Annotated in this window: 28 protein-coding genes, 1 tRNA gene and 1 riboswitch; of the genes, 16 read left to right on the forward strand and 13 right to left on the reverse strand. The window is 28.8% G+C overall.

Annotated features, from left to right (window positions below; all coding sequences use genetic code 11):
- Positions 1–34: 34 nt before the first annotated feature.
- From BUA92_RS15890 to BUA92_RS15910, 5 genes are all read left to right on the forward strand, one after another.
- Positions 35–802 (forward strand): hypothetical protein, encoded by a 768-nt coding sequence (locus BUA92_RS15890; protein WP_073021180.1) that lies wholly within the window; start codon positions 35–37, stop codon positions 800–802.
- A gap of 32 nt (positions 803–834) precedes the next feature.
- On the forward strand, positions 835–1,935 hold the full coding sequence (locus tag BUA92_RS15895) for a hypothetical protein (RefSeq protein WP_073021182.1): 1,101 nt from the start codon (positions 835–837) through the stop codon (positions 1,933–1,935).
- A gap of 252 nt (positions 1,936–2,187) precedes the next feature.
- Positions 2,188–2,811: a recombinase family protein gene (locus BUA92_RS15900; protein ID WP_073021184.1), complete on the forward strand. Its 624-nt coding sequence runs from the start codon at positions 2,188–2,190 to the stop codon at positions 2,809–2,811.
- Between the two features lie 5 nt (positions 2,812–2,816).
- Positions 2,817–3,341 carry an ABC transporter substrate-binding protein gene (locus BUA92_RS15905; protein WP_073021186.1) on the forward strand — a complete coding sequence of 175 codons (525 nt, stop codon included), beginning with the start codon at positions 2,817–2,819 and terminating at the stop codon, positions 3,339–3,341.
- Between the two features lie 162 nt (positions 3,342–3,503).
- Positions 3,504–4,322 (forward strand): hypothetical protein, encoded by an 819-nt coding sequence (locus BUA92_RS15910; RefSeq protein WP_139259358.1) that lies wholly within the window; start codon positions 3,504–3,506, stop codon positions 4,320–4,322.
- 180 nt (positions 4,323–4,502) lie between these two features.
- On the opposite strand, the gene BUA92_RS15915 is transcribed toward BUA92_RS15910, so the two are convergent.
- Positions 4,503–5,828, reverse strand: a complete 1,326-nt coding sequence (locus BUA92_RS15915; RefSeq protein ID WP_073021191.1) for a hypothetical protein — start codon at positions 5,826–5,828, stop codon at positions 4,503–4,505.
- 446 nt (positions 5,829–6,274) lie between these two features.
- On the opposite strand from BUA92_RS15915, the gene BUA92_RS15920 reads away from it, so the two are divergent.
- From BUA92_RS15920 to BUA92_RS15930, 4 genes are all read left to right on the forward strand, one after another.
- On the forward strand, positions 6,275–6,454 hold the full coding sequence (locus tag BUA92_RS15920) for a hypothetical protein (RefSeq protein WP_073021193.1): 180 nt from the start codon (positions 6,275–6,277) through the stop codon (positions 6,452–6,454).
- 692 nt (positions 6,455–7,146) lie between these two features.
- Positions 7,147–8,085 (forward strand): tyrosine-type recombinase/integrase, encoded by a 939-nt coding sequence (locus BUA92_RS15925; protein ID WP_073021196.1) that lies wholly within the window; start codon positions 7,147–7,149, stop codon positions 8,083–8,085.
- A 212-nt stretch (positions 8,086–8,297) separates the two neighbouring features.
- Entirely contained in the window at positions 8,298–8,453 is a 156-nt protein-coding gene (locus BUA92_RS23365) for a hypothetical protein (protein ID WP_175550916.1), read from the forward strand.
- Between the two features lie 42 nt (positions 8,454–8,495).
- A complete protein-coding gene (locus BUA92_RS15930) occupies positions 8,496–10,127 on the forward strand; it encodes a recombinase family protein (RefSeq protein WP_073021198.1) in 1,632 nt (543 codons plus the stop codon).
- On the opposite strand, the gene rlmH is transcribed toward BUA92_RS15930, so the two are convergent.
- From rlmH to BUA92_RS15980, 10 genes are all read right to left on the reverse strand, one after another.
- Positions 10,099–10,578, reverse strand: a complete 480-nt coding sequence (gene rlmH / locus BUA92_RS15935; protein WP_073021200.1) for a 23S rRNA (pseudouridine(1915)-N(3))-methyltransferase RlmH — start codon at positions 10,576–10,578, stop codon at positions 10,099–10,101. The genes BUA92_RS15930 and rlmH overlap by 29 nt on opposite strands.
- A 157-nt stretch (positions 10,579–10,735) precedes the next feature.
- Entirely contained in the window at positions 10,736–11,800 is a 1,065-nt protein-coding gene (locus BUA92_RS15940; protein ID WP_073021202.1) for an ROK family protein, read from the reverse strand.
- Positions 11,801–11,923: 123 nt separating this feature from the next.
- On the reverse strand, positions 11,924–13,354 hold the full coding sequence (locus tag BUA92_RS15945) for an MFS transporter (RefSeq protein WP_073021204.1): 1,431 nt from the start codon (positions 13,352–13,354) through the stop codon (positions 11,924–11,926).
- A 161-nt stretch (positions 13,355–13,515) separates the two neighbouring features.
- Positions 13,516–14,652, reverse strand: a complete 1,137-nt coding sequence (locus tag BUA92_RS15950) for a trans-sulfuration enzyme family protein (RefSeq protein ID WP_073021206.1) — start codon at positions 14,650–14,652, stop codon at positions 13,516–13,518.
- Positions 14,653–14,657: 5 nt separating this feature from the next.
- The gene (locus tag BUA92_RS15955) at positions 14,658–15,809 is read right to left on the reverse strand and encodes a trans-sulfuration enzyme family protein (RefSeq protein ID WP_073021208.1); all 1,152 of its coding nucleotides are present in this window, start codon (positions 15,807–15,809) and stop codon (positions 14,658–14,660) included.
- A gap of 75 nt (positions 15,810–15,884) precedes the next feature.
- A riboswitch (SAM riboswitch) is annotated at positions 15,885–15,999 on the reverse strand.
- Positions 16,000–16,048: 49 nt separating this feature from the next.
- Positions 16,049–16,552, reverse strand: a complete 504-nt coding sequence (locus BUA92_RS15960; protein WP_073021211.1) for an SEC-C metal-binding domain-containing protein — start codon at positions 16,550–16,552, stop codon at positions 16,049–16,051.
- Between the two features lie 65 nt (positions 16,553–16,617).
- Positions 16,618–16,770: a CxxH/CxxC protein gene (locus tag BUA92_RS15965; protein WP_021804048.1), complete on the reverse strand. Its 153-nt coding sequence runs from the start codon at positions 16,768–16,770 to the stop codon at positions 16,618–16,620.
- 16 nt (positions 16,771–16,786) lie between these two features.
- On the reverse strand, positions 16,787–17,578 hold the full coding sequence (locus BUA92_RS15970) for an MBL fold metallo-hydrolase (RefSeq protein WP_073021213.1): 792 nt from the start codon (positions 17,576–17,578) through the stop codon (positions 16,787–16,789).
- 18 nt (positions 17,579–17,596) lie between these two features.
- Complete coding sequence (locus tag BUA92_RS15975; RefSeq protein ID WP_021804047.1) at positions 17,597–18,859, reverse strand: UDP-N-acetylglucosamine 1-carboxyvinyltransferase; 1,263 nt, start codon at positions 18,857–18,859, stop codon at positions 17,597–17,599.
- A gap of 259 nt (positions 18,860–19,118) precedes the next feature.
- Positions 19,119–19,286, reverse strand: a complete 168-nt coding sequence (locus BUA92_RS15980) for a DUF1540 domain-containing protein (RefSeq protein WP_021804046.1) — start codon at positions 19,284–19,286, stop codon at positions 19,119–19,121.
- Between the two features lie 129 nt (positions 19,287–19,415).
- Here BUA92_RS15980 and BUA92_RS15985 point away from each other — a divergent pair, with 129 nt between their 5' ends.
- The 5 genes from BUA92_RS15985 to BUA92_RS16005 all read left to right on the forward strand — a co-directional run bounded on the left by BUA92_RS15985 (position 19,416) and on the right by BUA92_RS16005 (position 23,225).
- On the forward strand, positions 19,416–19,964 hold the full coding sequence (locus BUA92_RS15985) for a 2'-5' RNA ligase family protein (protein WP_021804045.1): 549 nt from the start codon (positions 19,416–19,418) through the stop codon (positions 19,962–19,964).
- Positions 19,965–20,099: 135 nt separating this feature from the next.
- Positions 20,100–20,579, forward strand: coding sequence for a dUTP diphosphatase (locus tag BUA92_RS15990; RefSeq protein ID WP_073021215.1), 480 nt, complete (start codon positions 20,100–20,102; stop codon positions 20,577–20,579).
- A 100-nt stretch (positions 20,580–20,679) separates the two neighbouring features.
- Positions 20,680–21,111 (forward strand): DMT family transporter, encoded by a 432-nt coding sequence (locus BUA92_RS15995; protein WP_073021217.1) that lies wholly within the window; start codon positions 20,680–20,682, stop codon positions 21,109–21,111.
- A 14-nt stretch (positions 21,112–21,125) separates the two neighbouring features.
- The gene (locus tag BUA92_RS16000; protein ID WP_073021219.1) at positions 21,126–21,941 is read left to right on the forward strand and encodes an MBL fold metallo-hydrolase; all 816 of its coding nucleotides are present in this window, start codon (positions 21,126–21,128) and stop codon (positions 21,939–21,941) included.
- 87 nt (positions 21,942–22,028) lie between these two features.
- Positions 22,029–23,225, forward strand: coding sequence for a S8 family serine peptidase (locus BUA92_RS16005; protein ID WP_073021221.1), 1,197 nt, complete (start codon positions 22,029–22,031; stop codon positions 23,223–23,225).
- 30 nt (positions 23,226–23,255) lie between these two features.
- On the opposite strand, the gene BUA92_RS16010 is transcribed toward BUA92_RS16005, so the two are convergent.
- Positions 23,256–24,413 carry a peptidoglycan DD-metalloendopeptidase family protein gene (locus tag BUA92_RS16010; RefSeq protein WP_073021315.1) on the reverse strand — a complete coding sequence of 386 codons (1,158 nt, stop codon included), beginning with the start codon at positions 24,411–24,413 and terminating at the stop codon, positions 23,256–23,258.
- A gap of 252 nt (positions 24,414–24,665) precedes the next feature.
- On the opposite strand from BUA92_RS16010, the gene BUA92_RS16015 reads away from it, so the two are divergent.
- Both BUA92_RS16015 and BUA92_RS16020 read left to right on the forward strand, forming a co-directional pair.
- A complete protein-coding gene (locus BUA92_RS16015; RefSeq protein ID WP_073021223.1) occupies positions 24,666–25,661 on the forward strand; it encodes a DnaD domain protein in 996 nt (331 codons plus the stop codon).
- A complete protein-coding gene (locus BUA92_RS16020; RefSeq protein ID WP_073021225.1) occupies positions 25,654–26,640 on the forward strand; it encodes an ATP-binding protein in 987 nt (328 codons plus the stop codon). The genes BUA92_RS16015 and BUA92_RS16020 overlap by 8 nt, the downstream gene beginning before the upstream one ends.
- A 175-nt stretch (positions 26,641–26,815) precedes the next feature.
- Here BUA92_RS16020 and BUA92_RS16025 read toward each other — a convergent pair.
- Positions 26,816–26,892: transfer RNA gene (locus tag BUA92_RS16025), tRNA-Asp, on the reverse strand.
- Positions 26,893–26,896 lie beyond the last annotated feature (4 nt).

The following is a 26,896-nucleotide window of genomic DNA, read 5'->3' on the forward strand; positions in this document are numbered from 1 at the left end:
TTTTATTGGAATTTAAACTTAGGGGGTACATTAAATGGTAAAAGGAAAATTTATAGTAACATTATTAGCGTTATTTACTGCTCTATCTTTTACTTCTTTCAGCAATAAAAAGAAAGATACTGTTAAAGAAGTTTCTAAAGAAGTTATAGAGGAAACTATAGAAAAAGATTCTACAACAGGTAATGTAGAAGAAGATTCTAAAGAAATAGACGAAGTTAAAGAAGAAACACAAGATACACAACAAATTACAGAAGATAACAAAGAAGAAACTAGCAAAGGTACTCCTCCTAGCAACAATACTGCTAATAAAGAAGAAAACAAAACTACTACTAGTAATACTAATAACAATTCTATAAGTAGTAACAATAATTCTTCTAACATCACACAACAACCAAATAATAATAATAATAACGAAAAGCAAGAAACTCCTGCTCCGCAACCTACTCCTACCCCACAGCCTACGCCTACTAAACCTACAAAAACTTATAAGGTTAAAGGAGATTTGGTAGCAACTGTATTTAACTCTGTTAATAATTACACCAGTACTAATTTAAATAGAAAATTAACTTTAAATAGTAATTATAACTCTGTAGGCGAAACATATATTGCTTATAGAATAGGACAAGGGAATAATCCAACGGCAGTTAATGTTAAATATACCTATGTGGAGACAGATTCTATAAATATGATTACTGAAATGCCAGATATTATAGGAGATAGATACATAGGACAAAACGAATGTAGTGTAGTTGTTATAGAAAATAACGGAATGTATTCTATAGTCTTTGTTTCTAAGTATTAAAATTTTACATAAAGACATAAGGGGGATAAAAAATGATAAGAAGTAAAAAAGTTATTGTAACTATATTAAGTTTAATATTAAGTACAAGTATTTTTATTGGATGTGGAAAAAAAGAAAATATTGAGAATTCTAATAAAATTGAAACTAAAGAAATTACTTCAATAGAAGAATTACCAAAAGAAAATACCAAAATTGAATTTTTAGCCTACGGCACAAGTATAGAAAAAAGGCCTGAGGAATTTAGTAAATATAAGGAACTACATGATTTTGTAGATAATTTTAGTAAAGGGAATTTTGGAGTAGACTATACTAATGAGGAAAGTATTTTTGCTTCTAAAAAATATTTAAGCAATGAGTTGCAAGAAAGAAATGAAAAAAACTATGAAAATATTAAAAGCGACATAGTAGATAAAAAGAAACAGATTGATTATGTTAAAACTAATATAGATAGTATAATTTTTAGTAACTATAGCGGTAATTACTTTGTTGATTGCACAATTTACACGTTTGTTAGGAATGACCCTTCTGTTAAAGAACAAAATAAGTATTATCAGACAAAGTACTATATGTTCATTACAGAAGAAAATAATAAATTGGTTTTAAGCAATGGTAATGGTTATGGTAAATTTAGAGCAGAGGAAATTCCATCTACATCTCCAGCATATATGATTGATGAAGGAACTGACGATGATTTTAAAACAACATACGTGGCTGAAAAAGAACTAAGTAAATTTGAAGAACTGGATTCTGTGAAAAACAATATTACACAATATTATACAGATTATTATTCAATAAACTATACATCAGACATGAATAAATTTAAAAGCGAATTATTGAAGTTTATATCTGATAACTATAAATCGGATATTGGAACACTAATTGATAATAGGATAAAAGATATAAATGAAAATAAATTTGAATTAGAATTTAAAAGCGTTAATTATAGAGTAATTAACTATACTGCATATGATAATAAATACTATATAGCCTTAGATGTAATATATAATATTAAAAATACTGATGAAACTATAAAGACTCCATTTTTGCTTGACTTAACTAAAGAAAATGATGAATGGAAAATTTTAAAGCAAAGATATCTAGGAGAAAATTTTATAATAAAACAAAATAAATAAATTAAAGCCTTATGCTCTTAGGTATAAGGCTTTACTATATAACAAATTAGACTATACTCTATGTTGCAATTGGGTATACCTAAACTTTCTTTGCAATAATCTTCTGTACAGTGTTGCATATAAATATTTTTAAACACCCAAAAGAAATATTGCAAAAAATTTGACTCTATTGCAAGTACATGCTAACATGCACATGTAAAATATTTTGTAGTTTAATACAAAATAGTAAATATACAGAAATGAGGTGATAGCATGTACTTTGCATACTGTAGGGTTAGTAGTAAAACACAGAATTTACAAAAACAAATAGAAAACATAGAGAACTATTGTAAGAAAAATAATATAGAAATAGATAAATGGTTTTTGGATAAAGAGAGCGGAAAAGATTTTAACCGAACAGAATATCTAAAATTGAAAGAACAATTAAGAAAAGAAGATATTGTTATATGCACAGAATTAGACCGCTTTGGAAGAAATAAAGAGATGATAAAAGAAGAATGGCATTATATAACTAAACAAATAGGTGCAAATATTATATTAACAGACATGGAAATCTTAAATAGTGCCAATAAAAGCGACTTGGAAAGGCAACTTATAAACGATATTGTTTTTAATCTCTACTCTTACATGGCAGAAAAAGAGAGAATTAAGACTAAAGAAAGGCAAAAAGACGGCATTACTATTGCTAAAAAAGCAGGAAAATATAAAGGTAGACAACCTATTAAGTTAAATAGAGAGCAATTTGCAAGAGTTTATGCCGAATGGAAAAGAGGTTTAATTACTGCTAAAAGGGCAATGGAATTGTTAGGAATAAAGGCAAACACATTTTATAGAAATGTAAAAATTTTTGAGGAAGAGAATAATTTAAGGGGGTAATAAAAATGAGAAAAATATTAATGTTATTAACAACTATATGTATTGCTACTACTTTGGTAGCCTGTGGAGGAAATAAAGAAAGTGTAAAAACTGCAACAGATAAACCTTCTGTTACAGATACAAAAGAAGTGCAAGCAAACGGACTTACAAAAGAAGAAGAAGAAAATGCTAAAAAAATTACAGTGGATTTTGCTACTGCTCTATTAAATGTTAATTATAACGAAGATACAGAAGAAACCTATAATAAGTGGTTAAGTATGATTAGTGAATCTACAAGGCAAGGTTTTGATGAAAACTTTGTTAAGAGTTCTTTACAAGATGATAAAGACAATGAAAGAATAATAAAAGTAACCAATATAGATATAACATCTGTAAAGAAAGAAGATACTAAAATAAAAGTTGAATATACTGTAGCAGGATATACTGTACATTCTAAAATCGTTGAAGAAAATGAAAAGAATATAACTGCTAAATGTACATTAACAATAGAAGATAAAAAAATAAGTTCTTTTAAAACAGAGAGCGTTTAACCTAAAATAAGATACTAATTTTAGTATCTTATTTTTATACGAAAAATTTGATTTTCCTTTCTTTTTTAGATACCATGCATGTATGTTAAGAAAAAATGAAAGGAAGTGATTTATATGAAAAATAAAGCAAAAAGAATAATTATTACTCTATTATTGGTTTCTATGTTTACTGTATTTACACAAAGTATAGCACACGCAAATCCAAGATGGAATTTTACAGGAGAAGAAGGCGAGACAACAAAAACATCGGATAAAGACGATAATGGTAATAAAACTACTAATCCTACAAATAATACTGCTCCTACTCCTAAGCCTGCAATAGTAAACATTAACGTTAATAGTTGGAATGGCTATAACATGCGTTACGTTAGCGGTCTTGGACACTATACAATAGACAATATAGATAAGAGAAAATACAGATATAACGCTACGCAAGAAACTGCGGAGTTTAAAAAGGAAATAAAAATCCGAAACTACGCTTGGACAGTAGACTACAAGCAAAACAAAGAAGGTTCTTATAATAGAGAAAATAACTTTACAACATCTACAAATACAACAACCTTTACCGCTCCAAGGGCGGGATATTACTACATTACCGCAGTTCCTGTGGTTTGGGATACCTACGGAAAGTATACTAGAATACTCTACCTTGCAGGAGAGGGAAGAAATGGAGATACAATTTTAGATGTAAAGACTTCTAAAGGTGTTACTGCAACATATACACAAACTAGGCAAGGCGAAGATTACCAACAAACATGGCTAAAAAGAGATTGGGAAATTTACCTAGAGAAAGGACAAAAATTTAACCCTATCTCCCCTACTGGTAATACAAATCTAACAACGGATGGAGGTAAAAACGGAGGCGGAAATAATAGTAATAATGGAAACAACAACGGCGGTAACGGAAACAACGTAGGCGGAGGAACAATTATAAAAGAAGAAAAGCAGGACATAGAAGTAAAATCGGTTTTGGTTAAATAAGATAGTTTATTCTATCTTATTTTTTGCCTAAAAACATCGATAAATATATCTATATTTCTTATAGGTATTGCTATCATAGTTATAATAAAGCCCATCTAAAATCTCTAAAAAAATATTGATGTATTTATTAATAAACATAGAAATCATACTTTATGCCAATTAAAAAGTAGGTTTACTATCCTACTTTTTAATTAATGAGAATTTTTTAACTTTTTCTGTAATATAAAAAACTAATATTGGAACTATTATTAATACATTTAGCAGAGTATATATAAACTTATTCAAGGCGAAAAATGTTACCCCTAAAATCATAAAAAATACAGATGCTAAAATAATAATTCTACTAATATAGGCTATTCTATCTACTAAATTTAAATCTTTAAAATTTTTATATAAATCTAATATGAATTTTATATTTATTATTAAAATTACTAATAGTATAGCAACTCTATCTCTTAAAAATCTATTTCCTCTAAATAAATATAATGAGATATTTTCTATATACTGAGGCATAAGGGTATTTATACTATCTTGATAAATTACATACATAATAAAACAAAGTATAAGTGCCAAGGAAATAGATAGTCCTTTAATAACTCTTAATTTATCCCCACTTTTCCATATTCGTACTATGTATTTAAAGTCTTCTATAATATTACTTTTTATTTCATAAAGTTTTTGGATATATTTATCTATATTGTATTTGTTCCTAAGCAGTCTTGAACGCTTCTTAATTAATTTTTTATCTCTATCAATGGATTCTTTATATAAATTTTTCAGTACGTCCGTTATTGTAGGGAGCGTAAATGCTAAACCTATAACTTCTGAACATATAATTACAATTAAATTTACAGAAACACCATTCAATATATAATCATTTATTTTATAAACTGTGTATCCCATTACTGGCAAGTATAAAAATAGCCACATAATAAACTGCCTTGATAACTTCTTAATAGTGTTTTTGGTCGCTCCCCCTAAAATTATTAAACTAATTAACAAAGAGAATACGAAAACACCTATATATACTATAGAATTGACATTAAATTCAACCAGAAATATTGAGAATAGTAATGTCAATGTTAGTGGAAGAAAAACCATATTAATAGACATTTCTATGAATAAAGCCTTTAATTTACTATTAATTAAAAACCAACATATTGAAAAGGTAGTTTTGGGAAAATTAAAAGTTTTATCGTCATGGTTAAGAAATAATACTGCTAGCATTATCATTAATAGTATTATTTGAACTAAAAACACCCTATGAATTCCTATTCTAGTAACTGGATATATTGTTGCTAATATAATTTGAAATAACAATCCTAATACTGAACCTAATGTTATAGAAATTGAAATACAATATCCAACTTGAATAATATTACGAAGCACATACTTATGCTGTGAATCTCTTTTTTCATTTTTAAGCAAAACACTTTCAAAAAAAGATGATAAAATAATTATCGGCTTAAATATACTTTCAAAAAATATACTATATGAATTTTCCAATGTTAAACCTCCCCAAATTAATTGTTACTTTATTCTATTTTCTTCCCCTGTCCCCAAAACTTTATAGGTAATACGAATATACTTTCTATTCGCTTAAAATATCAATAAATATATTGTGAATTTCATGAGGAACAGTTATTAAAGCATATCTACTCTACCTCTAAAAACTCTACTAAAATATAAATAAATATATTTATAAATTTATAGAAAAAATGATGATTTTATATATACGTAAGTATAAAAGAACCGCTATCCTACCTCCTAACTTTTTTTACCTAAAAAAATGCAACGGAACGTTGCCTGTACTATTTTTATAGAAGTAACTCCCCTTTTTTTCTTTATATATCTTTATATATCTTTATAAAAAATATTGCATCTATACTCTATTTAGTTTTACATCTACATGTATTAACCATTAATCTAATAAAATTTAGGAGGATTTTTTTATGACTGAAGAACATTTAAAAATACTGGAGTTTTTAGAGAAGTATCTCGAGTTTGAGGTTGCTGAAATGGAAGTTATTAATCCTGTAACTTTAAAAGTTATGGATAAAGATAATACGGCTCTTTACTTTGCATATAACACCGCATACAATTATGTGCAAGTTCTTGATAGGAAGGAGTAATTTTATAAGAAGAGATAGAAAAATAACTATCTCTTTTTCTGTGTAAAAAAACTTGCAAAGTGTATTCTATTTGCTTTATACATGTAGGTATAACATTTTTATATAAAATTTAGAGTTTTTATTTCTTTAGAAACAACTGGAGATATTTTATTTCTTAATTTTAACAACTTGGAGATTTCTACTACTGCTTATGCTCTATATACCCTACTGCTCAATCCTAATATACAAAACCTTAAATTTTTAACTCTAAAAGAGTTGGCTTGTTTACAACTATTATAGTTGTGTGTGCATATTTTAAGTAGAAATAACACACTTGCTTATAAATGTGCTTTTTTACCAATCTACCCAAGATTGGTGGTGTAGTCTTAACTTTAGTGTGTAATGTGTAGCCTATGGCTAGGATAAAACTCCTTGCCGAAGGCGAGGTGGAGTGAGTACCAGAGGTACTCTAAAAAAATACAACTATTATACACTATCGGGATTAACGGCTTGACAACGAAGTGGAAAGCAGTGTTAATCCCGTATAGTGGGTGGGATTAAAGCAAATTTATAAGTAAAAGGTATAGTAAAAGAAAGAAAAACGAAGTTTTTTGTATTTACATAGATATAAATATAATGAATAGCAATAAATTACGTTTTTAAATAGATTTTAGAGAAATAAAGAAAAAATAAAGATTAAAGGGGGCGATATTATGGCAAGTTTAAAGCATCAATTTTTAACGGCTATAGATAGGAATTTTAACGAAAATGGTGGAGATAAACACTCTGCAAAAGGTGGACAACACACTGGAACTGAAGAAACAATGGGGCGTGTATGGTCTTATGCAGAAAGGAAGGGTCTAATAGATGTAAGTACGCAACTTGCTACTTACTGCAAAGAGAATTTTGGAACAAAACAAATAAAGGACATTTCTGCAAGTAATGTCCAGGATTTTTTAAAAAGTAAGTCCTTAGATTGTAACAATAACACATTAAAAAATTATACAAGTAGATTGAACAAACTGGAGGTACTTGTAAATAAAACCTTTAGTTCTGCAAATTTGGAATGGAGAGGTGAAATAGTTCCTCCTGCATCTTCTGTTAGCACACAAGAAAAAATAAGAGACGTATGGATGTCTAGAGACGATTTTAACAAAATTTTAGATTACGGAAAAGATGCTAAAAGTGCCGCACCTATTGGTATAGAACTAGCAGGAATTGCAGGATTAAGGTCTAGCGAATTAGAGAAATTACAACTAAGAGACTTAGATTTTAAGAACAATATAATACATGTAATAGAAAGTAAAGGTGGAAAATCTAGAGATATAGAAATTAAAGAAGAAGTTATGCAAAGGATAAAAGACATAGTACAAGAAAAAGGCTTAACTAATTACACAGATAAAGTAGTAGGGATTAAGGCAGAGAGCATAAATGCTTGGCTTAATAGGGCGTGTAAAAATTTAGAACTAACACAATATACAGAGGGGAAAACTGGAATACATAGTATTAGGAAGATGGTAGCAACAGAAAAATACGAAGAACTTAGGCAGCAAGGTTACAATAAAAAGGAAAGCGTAGATAAAGTAAGCAACTTTTTAGGACATGGAGACAATAGAATGGATATAGCGCAAACCTATATAAAGAATCTATAAAATAAGCCTCTTGGCTTATTTTTAAATTGATATAGATTAACTTGTATTAGTTTAAATTAATCTATACTAATATAAATTAACACAAATTAATCTATTACACTTTATATTTTAAATTTATTATTGATTTTAGTTGAATTTATATGTATAATTTATGTTAATTCAATATTTTTTTTACATATGTAACCCTAATTAGGGTAAGGAGGCATATGTATATGGAAAATATTGGATTAAACTTAAGCAATGAAAAAGATATTAGAATTGAAAAATTTTTTGATATACTAGAAGAGATATTAATTTCTTCGGAGGAAAGTGAGATACAAACTTCATCAGATGATGAAGTTTTTTTATTGCTTATATTGTATGGTTAATATAAAATATGGTTATATTATTAATCCTAAACGGAGGTTTTTATGTCTGAAGAAAATAAAAATATTCTTTTATATTACAGAGTATCTACACAAGAGCAAGTAGCCGATGGCTATTCTATTCCAAATCAGAAGCGTTCGTTACATAAGTATTGTAATGCTATGGAATATAATATCGTTGGAGAATTTGAAGACTTAGGGATAACTGGTACAAGCATAAACGAAAGAAGCGGTATAAAAAATCTTTTAAAAGAAATAGAAAAAAATAAAGATATTGATGCTATAATTGTTACTAAACTTTCTAGACTTTCTAGAAAAATGCTAGATTTATTAATAATTCTAGAGTTTTTAGAGCAACATGATGTTACCTTAATAGCAAAAGAAGATGGAATAGATACAAGTACTGCTTTTGGTAAACCTATGTTAAAACTTGTAGGTATATTTGCAGAAATGGAACGAGATACAATAGTTTCTCAAACTAGAGCGGGTATGAAGGAAAAAGCAACACAAGGTGAGTTTAATGGAGGGGTTACATCTATTGGATATGACTATATAAATAAGGAGTTAGTTATAAATGAAAAAGAGGCTGAAACAGTAAGAAAAATCTTTGATTTGTACACAAATAAAAATTGGGGATATTCTCGTATTTGTCAAGAACTCAATAGAAATATTGAGCAATATCCAACTAAAAAAGGAAGTACATGGGCTTATTCTACTGTTAAATATGTATTGGATAACCCAGTTTATGTAGGCATGATACGTTGGGGAGTTAGAAAAGATTGGGCTAAGAAAAGAAGAAGAGGGGTTACAGATGATTATGTTTTAGAAAAAGGAAAGCATGCGCCTATAATAGGTGAAGATTTATGGCAAAGAACTAGAGAAAAAAGAGATTTAATTGGGAAAACTCCAGTTAAAAAGACTAATTTTAAATATCTTTTGAGTGGATTGCCTAAATGCCCTGACTGTGGCTCTGCTATGGTTGCACAACGTTCCACAAGGAAGAATAAAGACGGCACTAAAGTAACATATAGATATTATTCCTGTAGTAGATGGAATAGCCACAAGGGCGATGTGTGTAAACCAAATTCTATAAAAGCAGAACCTTTAGAAGAACAGGTTATTAGTAAAATTAAAGAATTTATATATAGTGATGGTATTATAGATAGAATTGTTAAGGATTTAGGAAGTAAGAATAACTCCGCGGAAATACAAAAAAATATAGACAATATAACAAAGAGAATTAAAAAATTAAAAAATGACGAAGATAAATATTATAAATACCTAATTGATGATGAAATGTTAAAAATATATAAGGAGTCTAAAATAAGGGAACTGGTAAATGGAATTAATAGGGAATTAGACAAATTAGAAAAAGAACTAATCAACTATAAAACTCAACTCGAAAACATAAATAAAAAAAATATAAATGCAGAAAAAGTTGCATTAATGCTTAGAAACTTTGATAAGATTTTTGAAAAGGCAGATTTTGAAAATAAAAAAGAATTACTTCATACAATAATTAAAGAAATAACAATTAGCCCCTCTACAAGAATTGAAGGTAGAACGGCTAAAGAAATTATTTTGTGCTTTAATAATGAGGATATACTTTCACATGAAAATAAGAAAGCGAAAAACGATTCGTTGTTGTTTACTTATGGTATGGTTCCCCCTTCATAATCCTAAAGCTTCTATAAATTTGTTCCAAAAGCATAACTCTAAAAAGTTGATGTGGAAACGTCATTTTAGAAAAACAAAGCTTATAGTTAGCTCTATTTAGAACAGCCTTAGATATACCTAAACTTCCCCCTATTATAAAAGCTATATTAGAGTTACCAGTTACTCCAAGATTATCTATGTAATCTGAAAATCCTTCTGAGGATAATTGCTTACCACCTAAATCCATAGCTATTACAAACATATTATCTTTAATTTTACTTAATATGTTTTGTCCTTCCTTTTCTTTAATCGCTTCTTCTTCTTTTGCTGAAGCATTATCTGGTGTTTTTTCATCTGGAAGCTCTATTATATCTAATTTACAGTATCTACTTAGTCTTTTTGAGTACTCATCTATTGCATCTTTTAAGTATTTTTCTTTTAATTTTCCTACTGTTATTATGGTTATGTTCATTATATTCTCCTTATCGCTGTAGAGCTTTTTCTTTATCAACTTAATCATATCATAAAACAAGGGATGTGCATTTCATTTAGTATGCATCATCCCAAGCATTATTAAAAGTTTTAAGTTACGCTAACCATTACGTTATTGCGCCTTAATAAACTGATAATCAATTTTTTGTAATTTTTATATCTGAATACATAAATTCAGAAGTTATATATGCTATACCTGTTAAATAATCTCTTTCACTGTCTTCTGATAAAAGTATTGTTGGCTTTATATTGTTAGCTAAATATTTTTCACAAGTGTTTCTTATTTTTTCTATTAAGTTTTTTCTTAATGTCTCTCCACCTATAACTATAAAAGATGGATTAGTAACACAATTTAAAATTGCTATAGTTTGAGAAATAATATCTACATATGTATCGTCATCAATATTATTATCTAAAACTTTTTCCAAATGTCCCATGCTATTTATAGGAAGAAATCCTAGTTCACCAGCAAAATTATTTCCACCTCTTATTAATTGCCCATTTGCTATTATTCCAGCCCCTACTCCAGCTTCAGTAAAATGTATATATACAAGATTTAATTTCTCTATATCTAATACCTCTATGCTTTGAGAATAATTTAGACTAAATCCTAATGCCATAGAATTCAGATCATTTTCTAACACTACAGGTATGCCTAATTTTTTCTGTATGTAGTCTCCTAGCTCAAATTTTCTCCAATCATTAAGTCCTTTTCCACTAAAAAAAGTTCCATTTTCCACTACTCCAGGAACTCCTATTCCTATAGCTTTTATATCTCTATCCTTAACTATATTATATATAAAGCTCTCAATTACTACATTATCTATAAAGTCTTCTATAATCTTTTCATTAAATTTAGAGTATATTTTTACTTTATTTTCCTCAATAATGTTTCCTAGTAGATTTGTTATTGCGTAATTTATATAACCATCTTTAATATAAAAAGATAATGCATTATTATAATCCAAATTAAGTGAATATCTTTCAGCTCTTCTACCCCCACTTGAATCATCAAATCCTAAGCTTATTATCTCTTTTTTTAAAAGTAATTCCTCGATCAACGTCCTTATAGTTGTTATACTAATTCCAGTTATTTCAGATATTTCGGCTTTAGTTGCAGAACCATTATTCTTTAATGAATCTTTAATTAATGCACTATTTACTCTTTTCATTATTTGTGGCTTTGCTGATAAGTTGTTCATTTCTAATCACCCTTAATAAACTTATATCAGATACTTTTAAAAGTATCTGATATAAGTTTATTATATTTATTTGCAAAATACAATAGCATAGAAAAGAAAAAAGTTGATGCTTAACATCAACTTTTATGCAACCTCTGCTTTTTCTTTTAACTTTGAACCATACAATCTATATGCAGTAAGTACAGCACCTAATGAGCAAATTATAGCTGCTGATATATATACCCATCTCATTCCATATACAAATACATCATCTCTTCCTGATATATATCCAGTAACATGGTATCCTATCTTATTACTCATTCTATTGTATAAAAGGGTAGTAGAAAATGATATTCCAAATACGAGTCCTAGATTCCTAACCAAAGCATTGATACTTCCTGCTATACCTAGTTTATTTTTAGGAACAGTTGACATTACTAGAGAGTTGTTAGGCGACTGGAACATTCCATTTCCTACAGTCATTATTGCTATAAATGAAATTAGTACTCCTAAATGAGAATATTGATTTAAAGTAGACATTAAAAATAATCCTAAACTAGTTCCCAAAAGACCTAAGAAGGTAAGAATTTCTGAACCTATCTTGTCTGATATATATCCACTTAAAGGTGCTACAACTGCCAATATTATAGGTGATACCATCATAAGTAATCCAGTAACTGAAGGTGTTAATTTCATTACATATTGTAAATAGAACGGCAGTATTATATTAGAGCAACTTATTGCTACAAATGATATAAATGCACAGAATATACTAAGTGAAAATAATGTGTTTTTAAATATCTCAAGATTTAATAGTGGAATTTTAACTCTTTTCTCTGTCTCTATAAAAACTACAAATAGTATTGCTGAAAGTGCAAAACACATAATAATTATAGTATTATTATATCCAACTTCTTGACCGTGAGTTAATGCTCCAAATAATAATATAATCGTAAGAGAAAATAAGCTTCCACCTTTCAAATCAAGTTTCTCATTAACCACTTCACTATGTTTTGATAATGTTTTACTCGCAAGAATAAATGCTACTATTCCTATTGGAACATTTATTAAAAAAATATATTGCCAGCTTAACGCATCTACAATTAATCCACCAAGAGGAGGACCCACCATAGATCCTAATGCCACAAATGTACCATTTATACCAAGGGCTCTGCCTCTTTCATTGGGAGGAAATACGTGTGTTATAATCCCATGACTTGTAGACATAGATGCTGCAGCGCCTATAGCTTGAAGTGCTCTAGATATTACTAACATAACTAAAGAATTAGATATTCCACAAGCTAATGATCCAATTGTAAAAATAATTATTCCTAACTTAAAAATATTTCCTTTACCTTTAAGGTCTGCAAGTCTTCCGAATATAAGTATAGTTGCTACTATGACAATTAAATAAATAGTTACTACCCATTCTATTGAAGCCATACTTACAGATAACTTATTTGATATGACAGGTAATGCAACATTTACTATACTACTATCTAGTGTGGCCATAAATGTTAGCATAACCGTGGTAAGCAGTATTACCCATCTCTTACTATCAACTTTATTCTCCATTATAATTTATCCTTTCACTGTTTAATAAAGAATAGTTGCGATTGCAACTATTCTTTATTATTATAATATATCTCTATTATTTATTCAAATACTAAAATTAATACTTTAGAAAAAAATTAAAGCAGAAGATTTAATTTCTTAATTCTTCTACTTTAATATAATTAAATATTTAATGCTTTATCAAAACTTTCTATCAAGTCCTCAAATTCCTCTAGCCCTACAGAAACTCTTATTAGTGTGTCTGTTACACCTAACTTTTCTCTCTCTTCCCTAGGTATAGCAGCATGAGACATCTTTGCTGGATAAGACACTATGGTTTCAACCCCACCTAATGAAACTGCAAAAGCAGCATTTTCTATATTATTTAAAAAATATTTTGTTAAATCTAAAGATTTTAGTCTAAAAGATAAAACAGCACCTCCCCCTGATGCTTGAGCTAAATGAATATCTCTACCTGGATGTCCTTCTAGTGATGGATAATATACAGCTTCAACTTCTTCTCTTTTTACAAGCCACCTAGATAATTTTTCTGCTGTTTGTTGATGAACATCTAATCTTACCTTTAAGGTTTTTAATCCTCTAAGCAAAAGCCAACAATCATGAGGTCCTAAAATTGCTCCAAAGGAATTCTGTATTGCATATATTCTATTTGCTAAGTCTTCTGTCTTAGCTACAGCTAAACCACCTACTACATCACTATGTCCTCCTATAAATTTAGTTGCACTATGAACTACTATATCAGCTCCTAAGTCTAAAGGTTTTTGAAGATATGGTGACATAAAAGTATTGTCAACTATAACAATTAATTCGTTACTTTTAGCTATTTCTATAGCACCTTTCAAATCTGTTATTTTTAATAATGGATTTGATGGTGTTTCTAAAAATATAGCTTTAGTATTTTCTCTTACAGCTGCTTTTATATTATCTAAATTAGATGCATCCACAAAAGTAAATTCAATATTAAATCTACTAAGAACTTTAGTAGTGATTCTATAAGTTCCGCCATAAACATCTTCGCAAATAATTATATGATCTCCAGCTGAAAATATTGAAAGCACCGATGATGTAGCTGCCATTCCTGATGAAAAAGCAAATCCTCTATACCCATTCTCTAATTGAGCAATCGTATTTTCTAAAGCCTCTCTTGTAGGATTTCCACTTCTTGAATAATCGTATTTTCCAAAGCTATCTATATCTCTTTGATGATAGGTAGATGCTTGATATATAGGTATACTTAAAGCCCCTGTTTCTTCATCTATTTCATTTCCATTATGAATTAATTTTGTTCCAAATTTCATATTTATCACCCCAATGCTTTCTCTAAATCTTTAATTAGGTCCTCAACATTTTCTATTCCAACAGACAACCTTAAAAGAGTTTTAGTTATACCTAATTTATTTTTTATTTCCTCTGGAATTTCCGCATGAGTTTGAGTCTGAGGATATGTAATTAAAGTTTCTACTCCACCTAAGCTTTCTGCAAAAGTTATAACTTCTACATTTTTTAATATCTTTGCTACTTGTTCCTCTTCATAAACATTAAAAGAAATCATAGCGCCGAAACCTGTTGCTTGACTTTTAGATATTTCGTACCCCTTATGATCCTGTAAACCTACATAAAATACCTCTTTTACCTTATGATGATTCTTTAAATAGTTAGCTATCTTTATAGCATTTTCCTGACTTTTATCCATTCTTAGATGTAGTGTTTTCATTCCTCTCAATAAAAGCCATGAATCAAATGGTGCTAGTACCGCGCCTGTAGATTTCTGATAAAATCTTATCTTATCATTTATCTCATCACTATTTGTTACTACAAATCCAGCTAAAGCATCATTGTGCCCACCAAGGAATTTTGTTCCACTATGAACTACTATATCTGCTCCTAGATCTAAAGGTTTTTGATAATATGGCGTTAAGAATGTATTATCAACAATTACTTTTAAATCTCTTTCTTTAGCTATTTCAACTATTTTTCTTATATCAGTTACCTTCATCATAGGATTTGAAGGTGTCTCTAAAAATATTGCTTTAGTATTTTCCTTAAGGTTACTTAAAACCTCCTCAATACATGTAGTATCTATAAAATCATGTTCAATTCCATAAGGTTTATATATTTCCTCAAATAACCTGAATGTTCCTCCATATAAATCGTCTGAAACTAAAATGTGATCCCCACTTTTAAAAAGATTTATAATTGCTGTTATCCCAGCTACTCCAGTAGAAAAAGCTATACCCCACTTTCCACCTTCTAACTTTGCTACTGTTCCCTCAACTTCTTCTCTAGTTGGATTTTGAAGCCTTGAATAATCATACCCCGTACTCTCATTTAAACCATTATGCTTAAATGTAGCTGTTTGATATATAGGAAAACTCAAAGATCCTGTTAATGGATCTACTCCTTTTTTTCCATGAACCGCTATCGTCTCAAAGGATAAACATTTATCTTTACACATAATATAACCCCCTTATAAAATAAAAAATGCCAGAGATAAACTCTGGCATACAAATATGCTAATTACAGAAATCTACCCTCATCTACCAGTTTAAAAACTGCAGGAATTAGCACCACTACATAAATTGAATGAAATTTATGTTGGTTGCTGGGCTTCATAGGGCCAGTCCCTCCACCTCTCTTGATAAGTTTTTTAATTTATTAGTATTATTACACTTTTATATTGCTTTGTCAAATTAATTACGCATTAACTCCACAACATTTTTTATATTTCTTTCCACTCCCACATGGACATGGATCATTTCTTCCTATTTTATTTTCATTTCTTACTGTCTTAGATTCTTTATATGACTTAGATATTTCTTTTCTCTTTTCTTCTGAGAATATACCTTCCCATTGAGAAAGAGTATAAAGGTATTCAGCTTTTGCATCTAACATATTAAAATATAGTTTTTCTAGATCCATATCAAAAACTAACTCTTGTTCAGCAGTTACTGTTTCTAAATCGTATGGATTATTTAAACTGTCATTTATTCCATCTAAAAATCCCATAACGAACTCATTAGTAGCATTAAATTCTTTTGCTAACTCTTCAATAGTTGATTTTTTTATTTCCTTGTGGTTTGATAAAAGTTTTTTATATATTCTAGTTTCTATATCACTATATTCAGCCCAGAAAGCTTCTTCCCCTTTACTTTTAACATATTCTACAACCATGTCTGTCCATTGTTTATATAGACTCATATTATCTTCTCCTCTTTCTTATATGTATTAATTTATACCAAGTACCTTTAATATAGACAATTTCTCTATTTCTCTAAAGAATACTCTGCTTTATCATTGCAATAATTACATTTTCCTTCTTTTGCTTCGTTCATTATTGGAAAGGTCTCATTAACTACTAAGAATTCATCTAAAGCCTCGTCTATGTGTTCTTTACATGCCAACACTTTATTTTCCATGAGTATCTTCTCCTTACTAGAATTCTATATAATTACTAGGTTTGTGCCTTTCAGCTAAAGAAATAGCAACATCTTTACCTATATAAATATTATTCTCATTTAATATATTAAGTACTGTTTGATATGCTAAATCTGGATGATTATTCGTATTGCTTAAATGTCCTAAATATAGGTTTCTAAGTATTCCGTGGTTTATCAGAGTTACTATAGCTTTACCACAGTCATCGTTAGATAAATGTCCTATTTCACTTAGAACTCTTCTTTTTAAAGGATATGGATAAGGTCCAAATTTAAGCATTTCAACATCATGATTACTTTCAAGTAACACTACTTCAGAAGATTTTATATTCTCAAGAATTTCATCTGTAAATACTCCAAAATCAGTTGCTACACTTGACTGTTTTCCTTCTGCTTGTATGGTATATCCTACAGGGCCTGCAGCGTCATGAGGTATACAAAATGACTTTATTTGCATGTCATTTACTTCCACGACTGTTCTTTTATCCATAACTTTTATATTATGTTCTTTTATTTTTCCTAGGGATGATTCCATTGCACACCAAGTAGCATCATTTGCATATATAGGTATGTCATATTTCCTAGAAATTATGCCTACACCCTTAATATGATCTGAATGCTCATGTGTTATAAATATTCCATTTAAATCTCTTGGATTTTGCCCAATCGAAACAATTGCTTCGTCTATCCTCTTTCCCGGAAGACCTGCATCTACTAAAATTTTTGTGTTTTTGGTTCCTATAAAAACCGAATTTCCACTACTACCACTATATAATGGGCAAAAAATCATAATATATTTCCCCCAATGTTATTCGACTTCTTTTCTACAAATACTTGCTCCTAAGTCTTTAAATTTATTTTCTATATGAGGATATCCTCTATCTATATGCTCGATACTATGAATTTCAGTGACTCCCTCAGCTATTAATCCCGCTATAACCATTGCTGCTCCAGCTCTTAAATCAGTAGCTTTTACTATAGCTCCCGTTAATCTCTTAACTCCATCTATAATAGCAGTTCTTCCTTCTACTTTAATATCTGCACCCATTTTCTTCAATTCATCTATATGCTTATGTCTGCTTTCCCATATAGTTTCAGTTATTATACTTCTTCCTGAAACAGAACTTAATAAAGTTGACATAGGTTGTTGTATATCTGTAGGGAATCCTGGGTAAGGAGCAGTTTTTATATTAACTCCTTTTAAAGGTTCATCTACATATACTCTAACAGTGTCATCTCCCTCTTCAATCTTTACTCCCATTTCTATAAGTTTTGCAGAAATAGATTCTAAATGTTTTGGTATTACATTTTTAATTAAAATATTTCCTTTTGTTGCTGCTGCTGCAATCATGAATGTTGATGCTTCTATTTGATCTGGAATTACACTGTAATTACAACCCTTTAAAGATTCAACCCCTTTAATTCTTATAATATCAGTTCCCGCACCTTTAATATCTGCACCCATTGAATTTAAGAAGTTTGCCACATCAACAACATGTGGTTCTTTAGCAACATTCTCAAGACTTGTAGTCCCCTCTGCTAAAGTAGCTGCTATCATAACATTTATGGTTGCTCCAACACTTACAACATCAAAAAATATATTTGCACCTTTTAATTCTTCAGCTTGAACTCTTACAGCTCCATGCTCTATGCTTACCTTTGCTCCAAGTGCTTCAAACCCTTTAATATGCTGATCTATAGGTCTTACACCTATAGGGCAACCCCCTGGAAGCTCTACTCTTGCTTCTTTAAATCTCGACAATAAAGCCCCTATAAAATAATAAGAAGCTCTCATTCTTCTAACATCTTCAGTACAAGCATCAACTCTTTGTATAGTTGTTGCATCAACTTCTAATGTATTTCTATCAATTTTATTTATTTTACAACCTAAGTCAGTTAATATTCTTTCTAAACAATGTACGTCTTCAATATCAGGAATATTTTCAATCAAACATTTTCCATTACTAGCTAGTACTGCCGCTGGCAAAATTGCTACTGCTGCATTTTTAGCGCCATTAATATCAACTTCGCCTCTTAAGATTTTGCCTCCATCGATAACTAATTTTTCCATCCGTTTTCACCCTTACCAATTTATTTATATATATTAAAGTTCCCAAACAAAAAATATTTATCCATATTATAACATTAAATCATTTTATTCATTCTATCCATAGTTCCCATTATAACATAAAGCATAAATATTTAAATATTTTTTTAACTGTTTTTATTAGTAATTTATTGCTTTTGTACTTCTAGCATAAATATTTGATTCATATAGTTTTAATCTTATAATAAAATGAAGTCGAACTTAATAGTTCGACTTCATTTTATTAGTACATTCCTTTTTCAAAACTTCCACAATCTGTACATTCAACTGTTTCAGCTTTATGATCATGCTTTACCACCATTATTTTGTCTAAAGTACAAAACTCCTCACTTCTAGCATGAAATTTACATTCAGAAACATTACAACCTATACTCTTATTCTTTTGATCCATTCCAATCTACCTCCTTTCACACAAAATTAGTATTGGCATTACAAAATAATTTATACTAGTGTTTTGATTATTCAAATATGGTATAATCTAAAATAATAGTTAAATTTATTCCAATTGGTGAGGTTAAATATGAGATATTACTTAGTTGCATTATTTGATGATGACTCTTATAAACAAATAGAGCCTATACAAAAAAATTTATCAAAAAAATATAAATTATATAGAAATTTACCTAAATTACACATAACCTTAGAAGTAATAGAAGATCCAGACATAGAAAAATTAGATATTGTTCTATCGAAGATTTTTAAGCCTTATAAAAGATTTAAAGTTGAGCTTAAAGATATTCTTTGTTTTAATGAACCATATAAATCTGTGAATCTTAAGGTTGAAAGTAAAGGTTATATAAAAAAGATAACTAGAAATGTCAACGATACTCTTAAACTACATGGCTTCCGTGTTAGAGATAACATAGATAACTGGGATTTACATGTATCCTTAGCTAATACTAACTTTGCCCAAAGAGAGTGGAAAAAGAATGAATATGAAATTGCTTGCAGTACTGCTAAAACTGAAGGATTTTATAATTTAGCTAAAATATCAAAGGTTGAACTATGGAAACCTATAAATAATAAAAAGGAAATGGTTATTAAATCTTATGAATTAAAAACCTTTTAAATTTTAATTATGAGAATATTCATAAATTTTTTATAGAAAAATCTTTGAATTCGTTTACCCAGTCTTTTCAATATCAAAAACTTTTTGTACAATATAAAAGACATAGTTCCTAAATGGAATAGGGGGATTTATAGAATGAATTTACAAAACTTTTTTAAAGTACAAGATGAAGCAAATAAACTATTAGTTATGGATAAAACTCTTAATGATTATAAGTTAACTGCTAGAAAACTGTTATCTCTTCATGTTAAATTAAGTGATCTAGCAAATGAAACTAAGTGTTTTAGATACTGGGAGGAAGAGGATAATTCCCCTTCTAAGGACGCTATTATGACAAAGTATATTGATTGCTTAAGTCACATATTAACTATAGGATTGGATAAAAATTATTCTGACTTAAAAGAAGTTGATTTAAACCCTAATGATGATTGCTTAAGTGACCAGTTTTTAAATCTATTTATAGATTTAAATGACATAATTATTTCTCCCTCAAAGGATCACTATCAAACATTGTTTGAAGATTTTATGAGTCTAGGAATCAGCTTAGGTTATTCTGAAAGTATTATTGATGATAAATATCACTCAAAAATGCACTCATTTATTTCTACTAAATAGAATTAAAGTTAACGGCTAAGAGAAAAGATACTTTTTAATTTCTCTTAGCTTTAATTATATTAATTTTTATTTTGAGAAATACTACTCTAGAGGTGATATTATGATAGGTGTTTTAATTTCTATACTTGCTGGAGTAGCTATGTCTTTTCAAGGAGTATTTAATACAAAACTTTCCGAAAAAATAGGTCTTTGGGAAACTAATACCTTTGTTCAAGGAAGTGCTTTTATTGTTACTTTAATAATCACATATTTTTTTGGTAAAGGAAGTTTTAAAAATATAACCACAGCTAAAAAAATATATCTTTTAGGTGGAATTTTAGGTGTAGTAATTATCTTCACAGTTATGATGGGAATTAAAAGTTTAGGTACTACCTGCTCAATTGCCATTATATTAGTTGCTCAATTAACAGCCGCCGCTCTTATAGATGCGTTTGGTTTATTTGATACTGACAAGATAACATTTGGAGTTAATGAGATAATAGGCATTATTCTAATGATTATAGGTATAGTTATTTTTAAATGGAAATTTTAATTAAGGGGTTATAGATGGATACTTTAAAAAATATTAAATTTCTTACCGCACTCACTTTAAATAATATAAAAACATACAGAACTAAACCGTATCTTACCAACAGTCAAGAAATCGAAGAAAATTCTATATATTGGTATGGTCATGCAACTACAATTATAAATATTGAAGGAAAGCTCATTTTAACTGATCCAGTTATCACTAAAAATTTGGGATACTTTAAACGACAGGCGGAAATTCCTATGGATATTACTAATTTAAAATTTGATTACATTCTTTTATCACATGGTCATATGGATCATTTGAATTTCTCATCTTTAAAAAAACTTAATAAAGATGCTGTAATAATAGTTCCAAAAGGTTATAAAAGATTAATAAGTCTTTTGGGTTATAAAAATGTTCATGTAATTCGCCATAATGAAACATATAAAGATTCTTATTTAACTATAAAATCTTTTGAAGCTAATCATGATGGAAGAAGATATTATCTTGGAATAGATAATGAAAGCCATTCATTTTTAATTAATGGTAAAACTAAAAAAGTTTTTTTTGCAGGAGATACCGCCTATACAGAGGCTTTTAAAGGAATTTCTTCTGATGTTGCACTATTACCTGTGGGGTGCTATAAACCAGAGAGATTTTCTAAAATGCATTGTAATCCTGAAGAGAGTTATAAAATGTTTAAAATGATGGATTGTCCATTAATGATTCCTATACACTATAAAACTTTTATTTTATCTTTAGAAAATTTTGATGAGACCATTACCTCTTTGAAATCACTAAATGATAATACTATTAATGTACTTCATATTGGAGAAGTCTCAAAATTTTAAAGCAGCTTAGGCTGCTTTTTATTTATAGTATCTAATTTGGTGGAATATAAATATACTATATAGTGTATTAATTTAAAGGAGTTATTAATGTTTTCTTTAAAGAACAAATTAGATCCTCAACTTAAACAAGTTTATACTTCACCTTTATATAAAAGCTTCAGAGTCATAATAAAGTGCAAAAACTTTTTAAAAGATATCGAAAAGAAACTTAATAGTTATAAATGTATTCATATAGGCTCAATTTCTTCTGAAAAACTTATCTTTGCTGAAGTTAATAAAAGAGGTCTCGATAGACTTCTTGAATTTCCTGAAGTATCATCTATACATTTTGATGAGTTTTGTCATATATGTGGTGGTATGTCCGTTTCTACTGCCAATAGAGTAAACCTTCCAGATAAATATAGATTAACTGGAAGGGGTGTATCTATTGGTGTTATAGATACAGGGGTTTATCCTCATACAGACCTAACGCTTCCTTGGAATAAGATTTCGGGGTTTAAGGATTTTATAAATAACTATAATTATGCTTATGATGACAATGGGCATGGAACTATGGTAGCTGGAATAATAAGTGGTAGCGGATATATGTCTAAAAACATTTTTAAAGGCATAGCAGAAAATTCATCACTTTATGTTTATAAATCATTTGATGCAAAAGGGAAAGGTTATATTTCTGATATACTATTGGCTATAGATGATGTTATTAATAAGAAATCTGAAACTAACATAAAACTATTATCTCTACCATTTGAATACTTAGGGAACAACCCCTTAATTTTAGACTTATTTTCGAAATTTTTCTCAAGATGTATTAACAATAATATAGTTCCTATAGTTCCTTCTGGAAGCCTACCCAATATTACTCAAAGTATAATTGGTTTTAGTAGATTAGATAATTGTATAACGGTCGGTGGGATAGATACCACAAAAGATTTAAAACCTTATACCTATTCTTCTTGTGGTTTTATAGGAAAAACACTTAAGCCTGATTTATCGGCGGCTGCTAAAGATATTTTATCTTTAAATACTGAAGTCTCTTATATACCAGAAAAATCTGGAATAAAGATCTATCCACCTAAACTTGAAAAGTCATACTTAACATTTAGCGGAACTTCTTGCTCTTGTGCTTATATTACCGGAGTTTGTGCGCTTATATTTGAAAACAATCCAAATCTCTCCTTTAGTGACTTATTATCGCTCCTAAAACTATCTTGCGAAGAACTCCCTTATGATAAACCTCTTGGAGGTGAAGGGTACATTAACTTATCTAAGATAATGAATTAAAAAATCCACCGATGATGTCGGTGGATTTTCTTAATCTATGTACTTTATAGGATTTATAGCACTACCATTTACCTTTAATTCAAAGTGCAAATGTGGACCTGTGCTTCTTCCAGTGTTACCAATCTTCGCTATGATATCCCCTCTTTTTACCTCTTGGCCTTCTTTAGCTAATAATTTACTACAATGAGCATATAAAGTTTGTATTCCATTTCCATGCTCTATGGTAATAACATTACCATAAGAACTACTATAATATGCTTCTATTACTTTTCCATCCAAAGCAGCTTTTATAGGATCCCCTATGTTTCCTGCAATATCTATTCCTTTATGTACCTTTCCCCATCTAGCTCCATAGTTTGATGTAATACTCCCTCTGGATGGATTCTCTAAAAATGCTACTCCACCAGCAATAGGATCTTTTACACCTTTATAAACTATGTTATCTTTAGGCTCCACTATAACTTTTTCAGATATGTTTTTCTCATTTAGCTTCTTACCATTTGAATATATTACCTCCTTTAATACTTCTTTCTCTCCTGGTAGGCCTTCTTGATTTTTACTTTGTCCTAAATATATTTCGTTTGTAGATAATATTGTTGTTTTTGGCATTATAGCTTCTTTAACAGTTTCATTTAGTGTTATATCTATATTTAAAATAGGTTTATCTCCTTTATTAGTTTCATATAGTCTTTCAACAATAATTTCTAATGGATCTAAAGAAGATATATTAACCGTCTCTTTTTTGAGTTCTATGCTTCCATTTATATTTACAGATAAAACATTGTCTTTATCTACATTTATATCTTTTAAGTATTTTCCCACTAATGAATTTAGTGCACTCTTTTTTTCTTCTTCCGATGATATATATCCAAATTCAATACCATTTATAATTAATCTATTAGTATTAACTGTACCTTCTAGACTCTTAAGTGCATTTTTTTTAACTTCTATATCATTAGTTATTGTAGTTTCGCTTTTATTAACTTTTTTGAAACTTAACTTATATTTTTTTATATTAATGGTTGGGTATTGATCTACAAGCCCATTAGCTATACTTTTAATAGACTCTTTAAAATCTTTTTTATTATCTACATATCCTATAAGTCTGTTATTTATATATGCAGAATAATTTAAATTAATTTTACTATATGCTCTATATGTGATTATTCCTATAGATGTTGTGAGCATAATTACAATAAAACATATATATATCACAACCCTTTTCAGTATAATATTTTCCTTATTACAATTTTTCAGACTATCTTCCATGCAATTTCCTCATTTACTTTAATTTTGAAATACAAATACTACTATTCCCGAAATTAAAAATACTATACATTTTTTTATACTGAATTAAGTTGTTAGATGTTTTCTGCTTTGTTATAATGATTTTACACTTATGAGTGTTATTAAATTTATGGGGAAGGTGTAAATAAATATATGAGTACTTTTATGCTAAAAAATTCACCTGTTACCTTTACTCCTATTAGTAATATTTTTATTGAAAAACATATGCCAAAAGCGCGAGGAGAATTTGTTAAAGTTTATATATTAATGCTTAAATATATTTTATCTGGAGAGCTTGGAGTAAGTTCTTCTATAATAGCCTCTAAACTTAATCTTTTAGAGTCAGATATTATGAATGCTTTTTATTATTGGCAAGATGAAGGATTACTAAAAATAGTTCCTATAGATAAAATGGGTAACTACAGTATTGAGTTTTCTACTTTATCAGAGGAAATAGAAGAAACAAATCCTAAGCTCAGTCTATTAGAAGCTTTAAATTCCAGTGGAACTAAAGATATGCTTAAGGATATAGAAAAACTTATAGGAAGACCTCTGTCTCCTAAAGAAATGTCTTCTTATTTAGGTTGGCAAAAAGATTTTGGTTTTTCATCAGAACTTATTTTGCTTCTAATTGAATACTGTGTATCTAAAGGAAAAAAAGATTCCAGGTATATTGAAAAAGTTGCTCTTGCTTGGAATGATAACAATATTAAAACTATAGAAGCAGCTCAAAGCTATATAACTAAATCCGAGGATAAATGGGTAAAAATAAGAAGTATTCTTTCTTATTTGGGAATTAAAAATACAGATATCATGAAACCTCAAGAAGAGCTTTTAGATAAGTGGATTACTAAATACAATTATTCTCTAGAAGTTATATATAAAGCTGTACAAATTTGTTTTGATAGATTAGGACGCTCTGATTTTAAATATATTGATGGGATATTATCTAAATGGTATGGAAGTAATCTTAAAACCCTTAAAGACATAGAACAGAGTGAGGCTAACTATAAAGCTACTAACTCAAATAAAACCAAGTATACTCAAAAAAATGAAAAACCTAAGCTTAGGTTTGATAATTTTCAAGGAAGAAATTATGATTATGATTCCTTAGAAAAAAAATTATTAGGATGGGATAATGATGATTAAAGGATACAGGTCAGAAGTTTTATCTCTCTATGAGTTAATAAGAGAAAGAGAATCTAATGCCCTTAAAACTAGAAAAAAAGAAATTCAAGAGCTTCATCCAGAAATTATAGCTATAGACCAAGAAATAGGAAAACTATCTTTGAGTCTTTCTATGAATATTTTAAAAAATCATGATGATATAGCTCCAGTAATTACAAACTTAAAGAATAAAATAATGGATTTAAGAGCTAAAAAATATGAAATGCTTGTTCAAAACGGTTATCCTCAAAATTACTTAAATATACGTTATACATGTAGTAAATGTAAAGATACCGGTTATATAGGAATTGAACAATGTGAATGCTATAAACGTAAACTTATTGAAGTATATTATAAAAACTCCGAGTTATCTGATACTGTTAGAAATAATAATTTTGATAACTTCGATTTATCTTTATTTTCTTCCCATAGAGTTGGCGATGAAAAATTTTCGCCTAGAAAAAATATGGAAAGTATATTTCAAGATATAATAACCAGGTATATGCCCTCTTTTAAACATCATAATGAAAATTTATTGTTTTATGGAGATCCAGGTACAGGCAAAACGTACTTAACCAACTGTATAGCAAGAGAACTTTTAGATAGTGGAGTTTTAGTTGTTTATAGAACAGCTGATGAGCTTATCAAAAATCTTAGGGAAGTTAGATTTGATAATAATAAAATCTTAGAAGAATTGCTTATTAACTGTGATTTGCTTATTATAGATGATTTAGGAACTGAACAAATAACAGAATTCTCTATAGCCGAGTTATTTAACTTATTAAATGTCAAACTATTAAGGAAGAAAAAGATGATAATATCAACAAATCTTACCTTAACTGATATAACAAAAACCTATACTGAAAGAATAGGTTCTAGGCTTATAGGAAATTTTAAACTTCATAAATTTTATGGAGATGATATTAGAGTACAAATTAATTTAAAGAAAAATAGAAGCTAGAATTACGATAGATACAAGAAGCTATAATCTATTATAATTCTAGCTTTCTTGTATTTATAAATCTTTATTTGATTTTATCAAATAATTATCTAATTAGATAATTATTACTGTATTGCCGTATCACCATATCTAATCATAAATAAAAAAAGCTTTAGAAAAATCTAAAGCTTTTTTGTGGCGACTCAGAAGGGGCTCGAACCCTCGACCTCCGGCGTGACAGGCCGGCACTCTAACCAACTGAGCTACTGAGCCATAT

Source organism: Clostridium intestinale DSM 6191 (genome assembly GCF_900130055.1).
Taxonomy (GTDB): Bacteria; Bacillota; Clostridia; order Clostridiales; family Clostridiaceae; genus Clostridium_T; species Clostridium_T intestinale.